Source organism: Pseudomonas aylmerensis (assembly GCF_001702265.1).
In the GTDB taxonomy this organism is placed as follows: Bacteria; Pseudomonadota; Gammaproteobacteria; order Pseudomonadales; family Pseudomonadaceae; genus Aquipseudomonas; species Aquipseudomonas aylmerensis.
Genome location: NZ_MAUE01000037.1, coordinates 131,439 through 137,618, shown reverse-complemented (window position 1 = coordinate 137,618; position 6,180 = coordinate 131,439). Strand labels below are relative to the sequence as shown.

General features: G+C 63.0%; 5 protein-coding genes. All 5 read left to right on the top strand.

Annotated features, from left to right (window positions below; genetic code table 11):
- The coding region (locus BBG20_RS23815; protein WP_141697315.1) for an ABC transporter permease subunit at positions 1-346 on the top strand (346 nt) is incomplete at its 5' end.
- A complete protein-coding gene (locus tag BBG20_RS23810) occupies positions 346-1,368 on the top strand; it encodes an ABC transporter permease (protein ID WP_065907762.1) in 1,023 nt (340 codons plus the stop codon). The genes BBG20_RS23815 and BBG20_RS23810, both read left to right, overlap by 1 nt.
- Before the next feature lie 10 nt (positions 1,369-1,378).
- Complete coding sequence (locus BBG20_RS23805) at positions 1,379-2,950, top strand: ABC transporter ATP-binding protein (protein ID WP_065907761.1); 1,572 nt, start codon at positions 1,379-1,381, stop codon at positions 2,948-2,950.
- A 138-nt stretch (positions 2,951-3,088) separates the two neighbouring features.
- Positions 3,089-4,486 (top strand): sigma-54 interaction domain-containing protein, encoded by a 1,398-nt coding sequence (locus BBG20_RS23800; RefSeq protein ID WP_065907759.1) that lies wholly within the window; start codon positions 3,089-3,091, stop codon positions 4,484-4,486.
- A gap of 295 nt (positions 4,487-4,781) precedes the next feature.
- Positions 4,782-6,173: a GntP family permease gene (locus BBG20_RS23795; RefSeq protein WP_065907757.1), complete on the top strand. Its 1,392-nt coding sequence runs from the start codon at positions 4,782-4,784 to the stop codon at positions 6,171-6,173.
- Positions 6,174-6,180: the final 7 nt, after the last annotated feature.

Sequence of the window (6,180 nt, the reverse complement as noted above, 5' to 3'; positions counted from 1 at the left end):
CAACGAAATCACCCGCCAGTACGTGGTCACCGCGCGGGCCAAGGGCTTGAGCGAACGCCGTGTGCTGTATGGCCATGTGTTCCGCAACGCCATGCTGCTGGTGATTTCGGGGATTCCCCAGGCGTTTATCAGCGTGTTTTTTGCCGGTTCGCTGCTGATCGAGGTGATCTTCTCCCTCGATGGGCTCGGGCGCATGAGCTACGAAGCTGCCGTGTCGCGTGACTATCCGGTGGTGTTTGGCTCGCTGTTTATCTTCACCTTGTTTGGCCTGCTGATAAAACTCATCGGCGACCTCTGCTACACGCTGGTGGACCCGCGTATCGACTTCGCCGCGAGGAACGCCTGATGCTCAATCTGTCTCCGGTGGCCCGTCGGCGTTTCGAACGCTTCAAGAAGAACCGTCGCGGCTGGTGGTCGCTGTGGCTGTTCATCGGCCTGTTCATCCTGACCCTGGGCGGCGAGTTGATCGCCAATGACAAGCCCCTGGTGCTCAGCTTCAAGAACGAACTGTATTTCCCGGTGTTCAAGCGCTACACCGAACAGCAGTTCGGCGGGCAACTGCCGTTCCAGGCCGATTACCGCAGTGACTACGTGCAACAGCTGATCAAGCAGGACGGTGGCTGGATGCTGTTCCCGCCGATTGCGTTCAGCGAGGACACCCCCAACTACGAACTGACCCGCCCTGCCCCCAGCCCGCCCTCGGCGGTGAACTGGCTGGGCACCGACGATCAGTCGCGGGACGTGCTGGCGCGGGTGATCTTCGGCGCGCGGGTGTCGATCCTGTTTGCCCTGGCGCTCACCGCGATCAGTGCCGCCATCGGCATCGCGGCCGGTGCATTGCAGGGTTACTACGGCGGCTGGGTGGATTTGCTTGGCCAGCGCATCCTGGAAGTGTGGTCCGGGCTGCCGGTGCTGTATCTGCTGATCATCCTGTCGGGCTTTGTCGAGCCCAACTTCTGGTGGCTGCTGGGGATCATGGCGCTGTTCTCCTGGCTGGCCCTGGTGGACGTGGTGCGCGCCGAGTTCCTGCGCGGCCGCAACCTGGAGTACGTCAAGGCGGCGCGGGCCTTGGGCTTGGGCGACGGCAAGATCATTCGCCGGCATATCCTGCCCAACGCCATGACCGCCACCTTGAGCTACCTGCCGTTTATTCTGACCGGGGCGATTTCGACTTTGAGCGCCCTGGATTTTCTCGGCTTCGGCATGCCGGCGGGCAGCGCGTCGCTGGGGGAACTGATCGCCCAGGGCAAGCAGAACCTGCAGGCGCCCTGGCTGGGCCTGACTGCGTTTTTCACCTTGGCGCTGATCCTGTCGCTGCTGGTCTTTATCGGCGAGGCGTTGCGTGACGCCTTCGACCCCCGCTCATGAGTAACTGCGTATGAACCTGATCGAGATCCGCGACCTCAGCGTCGCCTTCAGCAGCCAGACCGTGGTACGCAACCTGTGCCTGGATGTGCGCCCCGGCGAGTGCCTGGCGCTGGTCGGCGAGTCCGGCTCGGGCAAGTCGGTGACGGCCCATTCGATCCTGCAATTGCTGCCCGAGGCCGGTACTGCAACCACCGGCTCGGTGAAGTATCGCGGCCAGGAACTGGTCGGCGCCTCGGCCGCCACCCTGCAGAAATTGCGCGGCAACCGCATTGCGATGATTTTCCAGGAGCCGATGACCTCGCTGAATCCGCTGCACAGCATCGAAAAGCAGATCGGCGAAACCCTGCTGTTGCACAAGGGCCTGGGCGGCAAGGCGGCGCAGGCGCGCATTCTGGAGTTGCTCGAGCTGGTCGGCATCCAGAAACCCCAGGAGCGCCTCAAGGCTTACCCGCATCAGCTCTCCGGCGGCCAGCGCCAGCGGGTGATGATCGCGATGGCCCTGGCCTGCGAGCCAGAGTTGCTGATCGCCGACGAGCCCACCACCGCGCTCGACGTGACCGTGCAGCGCAAGATCCTGCTGCTGCTCAAGTCGTTGCAGCAGCGCCTGGGCATGTCGCTGCTGCTGATCAGCCACGACCTCAACCTGGTGCGCAGCATTGCCCAGCGCGTCTGCGTGATGCGCGCCGGAGAAATCGTCGAGCAGGCCGACTGCCAGACCCTGTTCACCGCGCCGCAGCACCCTTACAGCCGCCTGCTGCTGGATGCGGAGCCGGCCGGCGAACCGCTGTGCAGCGATGCGCGCGAGACGGTGTTGCAGGTCGACGACCTGACCGTGCAGTTCCCCCTCACGGGCGGACTGTTGCGGCGCAAGACTTACCTGCGTGCAGTGGACGGCATCAGCCTCAGCGTGCAGCGCGGCAAGACCCTGGGGATTGTCGGCGAGTCGGGCTCGGGCAAATCCACCCTCGGCCAGGCGATCCTGCGCCTGCTGGATTCCACCGGCAGCATCCGCTTCCAGGGGACCGCCCTCGACCCGCTCAACCACCAGCAGATGCGCCCGTGGCGCAAGCAGATGCAGGTGGTGTTCCAGGACCCTTATGGCAGCCTCAGCCCACGCATGTCGGTGCAGCAGATCATCAGCGAAGGCCTGGAAGTGCACGCGCCATGCAGCCTCGCCGAGCGCGATGCGCAAGTGATCCAGGTGCTCAAGGACGTGGGCCTCGACCCTGCCAGCCGACACCGCTACCCGCATGAGTTCTCCGGCGGGCAGCGCCAACGCATTGCCATCGCCCGCGCGCTGGTGCTCAAGCCGGCGCTGATGCTGCTCGACGAGCCGACCTCCGCGCTCGATCGCACGGTGCAGAAACAAGTGGTCGCGCTGCTGCGCGAACTGCAGGAAAAGTATGGCCTGACCTACCTGTTCATCAGCCATGACCTGGCCGTGGTGCGCGCCATGGCGCATGACATGATCGTGGTGAAGGACGGCAAGGTGGTGGAGCGCGGCGCGAGCCATGCGGTTTTCGACGCGCCGCAGCATCCCTACACCAAAGAGCTGCTGGCGGCGGCACATATACCCTTGTAAACGCGCCTCCTGTGGGAGCGGGCTCGCTCGCGAAAGCGCTGTATCAGTGCCGGATTTATTGACTGGCACGCCGCCTTCGCGGGCAAGCCCGCTGCCACAGGATCGCGCCCATCCCCCATTTGTGTTGACGGCGTAAGCATGAACATCAACGAAAACCTCAAGGACTACCAACAGGTTCGTGGCCTGGCGATCCAGTCGTTGTTCGAGATTATCGAGCAGTCCAGCGAAGGCACGGTGATTGTCGACCGTGACGCGAATATCGTCTGGATGAACGAGCGCTACGCCAAGCGTTTCGGCCTGAACAGCGCCGATGAAGCCATCGGCCAGCCGTGTGAACAGGTGATTTCCAACAGCCTGTTGCGCCAGGTGGTGCGCAACGACCAGCCGATCCTGCTGGATATCCAGGACACGCCCAAAGGCCCGCTGGTGGTGATGCGCCTGCCCATTCACGACGATGCCGGCGCGGTAATCGGCGCGATTGGGTTTGCGCTGTTCGATGAGCTGCGCAACTTGTCGCCGCTGATCGAACGCTACCTGAGCATGCAGCAGGAGCTGGCCTCGACCCGTTCGTTGCTGCGCAAACGCCAGAGCAAGTACAACTTTGCGCACTTTATCGGCACCAGCGCGGCCAGCCTTGAAGTCAAGCGCCGCGCCCGGCGCAGCGCGAGTGCCGAGTCACCAGTGTTGCTGCTCGGCGAAACCGGCACCGGCAAGGAGCTGCTGGCGCAAGCGATCCACGGCGCCTCGCCGCGGGCGCACAAGGCATTTGTCAGCATCAACAGCGCGGCGATTCCGCATGATTTGCTCGAGGCCGAGTTTTTCGGCACTGCGCCCGGCGCGTTTACCGGCGCCGACCGCAAGGGCCGTCCCGGCAAATTCCAGATTGCCCAGGGCGGCACGCTGTTCCTCGATGAAATCGGCGACATGCCACTGCCGCTGCAAAGCAAGCTGCTGCGGGTGCTGCAGGAAAAGGAATTCGAACCGGTCGGCTCCAACGAGATGCTGCACAGCGATGTGCGGGTGATCGCCGCGACGTCGATGGACCTCGAAGCAGCGATCAAGCGCGGGGAGTTTCGGGCAGACCTGTATTACCGGCTGAACGTGCTGCCGATCCAGGTGCCGCCACTGCGTGAACGCCTGGAGGATATTCCGGCGCTGAGCGAGGCGATCCTGGAGGAGCTGCGCAGCCAGCATGAACTCGACCGTGACGCCCTGGGGTTGTTGGCGCAGCATGCGTGGCCGGGAAATATCCGCGAGCTGCGCAATGTGCTGGAGCGCGCGGCATTGTTGAGTGATGACCTGGTGTTGGATGCCGAGGAAATTCGCGCGGCGATTGGCACCTTTACCCCGGTCGAGCGCACCGCAGTGCCGGCCGTAGCCGGTGAAACATTCAGCGCAGCACGCGAGCGCTTTGATCGGCAGGTGATTGGGGCGGCGCTTGCGGCGTGTGAAGGCAATGTGGTGGACGCGGCGCAGCAGCTGGGGCTCGGCAGGTCGACGCTGTACAAGAAGATGGTGGCGTTGGGCATTGCTTAGTCTCAACAAAGAGACACAATTCCACAAACGAAGACACCCTAGTGTAGGAGCGGGCTTGCCCGCGATTGCGGTGTATCAGTGCCCTGTAAGCTGACTGGCGCGACGCTTTCGCGGGCAAGCCCGCTCCCACAGGGGATCTCCCGCAGTCTCAAAATAGAGACAGATCTCACAGCACGGTTGTTTAAATCGAAAAATTTCTATATATTTCAATGCGTTAAACACTTGGCACATATCTCGCTATAGCCCTTCCCCACCACAACACCCCACAAAAATAACAATCCGATGGAGACACACCATGAGTGTGATCATTGCCCTGGCAGCCCTCGCGCTGCTGATGCTGGCTGCCTACCGTGGCTATAGCGTTATCCTGTTTGCCCCCATCGCCGCGCTCGGCGCTGTCCTGCTCACCGATCCTTCTGCCGTTGCCCCCGCGTTTACCGGGGTGTTCATGGAGAAAATGGTCGGCTTCATCAAACTGTATTTTCCGGTGTTCCTGCTCGGGGCGGTGTTCGGCAAGCTGATCGAGCTGTCGGGCTTTTCGCGCTCCATCGTGGCGGCGGCGATCCGCTTGCTCGGCACCCGCCAGGCGATGCTGGTGATCGTGCTGGTGTGTGCCCTGCTCACCTACGGCGGCGTGTCGCTGTTTGTGGTGGTGTTTGCGGTGTACCCGTTTGCCGCGGAGATGTTTCGCCAGAGCAATATCCCCAAGCGCCTGATCCCGGCGACCATCGCCCTCGGCGCGTTTTCGTTCACCATGGACGCGCTGCCCGGCACACCGCAGATCCAGAACATCATCCCCAGCACCTTCTTCAACACCACCGCCTGGGCCGCACCGTGGCTGGGGTTGATTGGCACGATCTTCGTGTTCTGCACCGGCATGCTGTACCTCGCGCGCCAACGCAACAAGGCCCAGCGCGCCGGTGAAGGCTACGGCACCGAGTTGCGCAACGAGCCGGAAACCGCCGACAACCTCAGCCTGCCGAACCCGTGGATCGCGCTGTCGCCGCTGATCCTGGTCGGCGTGATGAACCTGCTGTTCACCCACTGGATCCCCCAGTGGTATGGCAAGACCCACAGCCTCAGCCTGCCGGGCATGAGTGCGCCGGTGACCACCGAAATCGCCAAGCTCACCGCGATCTGGGCAGTGCAGGCGGCGTTGCTGGTGGGGATCCTGATGGTGCTGGTGTTTGGCTGGTCGGCAATCAAGAGCAAGCTTGCCGAAGGCAGTAAAAGTGCGGTCAGCGGTGCGCTGCTGGCGGCGATGAACACCGCGTCGGAATACGGCTTCGGCGCGGTGATCGCTTCATTGCCAGGTTTTCTGGTGCTCGCGGACTGGCTCAAGGGCATCCCCAACCCGCTGGTCAACGAAGCAATTACCGTGACCTTGCTGGCCGGTATCACCGGTTCGGCCTCGGGCGGCATGAGCATCGCCCTGGCGGCCATGTCCGAGAGCTTTATTTCGGCGGCGCATGCGGCCAATATCCCCCTTGAAGTGCTGCACCGGGTCGCCGCCATGGCCAGCGGCGGCATGGACACCCTGCCGCACAACGGCGCGGTGATCACGCTGCTGGCCGTCACCGGCCTGACCCACCGCGAAGCCTACAAGGACATTTTCGGCATCACGATCATCAAGACCCTCGCGGTGTTCGTGGTGATCGGTACTTTCTACGCCACCGGCATTGTGTGAGGTTTTC

Excerpts from the sequence above, each read along its gene's own strand:
- BBG20_RS23805 (WP_065907761.1), top strand. The coding sequence starts at position 1,379 with ATGAACCTGATCGAGATCCGCGACCTCAGCGTCGCCTTCAGCAGCCAG.
- BBG20_RS23795 (WP_065907757.1), top strand. The coding sequence starts at position 4,782 with ATGAGTGTGATCATTGCCCTGGCAGCCCTCGCGCTGCTGATGCTGGCT.
- BBG20_RS23810 (WP_065907762.1), top strand. The coding sequence starts at position 346 with ATGCTCAATCTGTCTCCGGTGGCCCGTCGGCGTTTCGAACGCTTCAAG.
- BBG20_RS23800 (WP_065907759.1), top strand. The coding sequence starts at position 3,089 with ATGAACATCAACGAAAACCTCAAGGACTACCAACAGGTTCGTGGCCTG.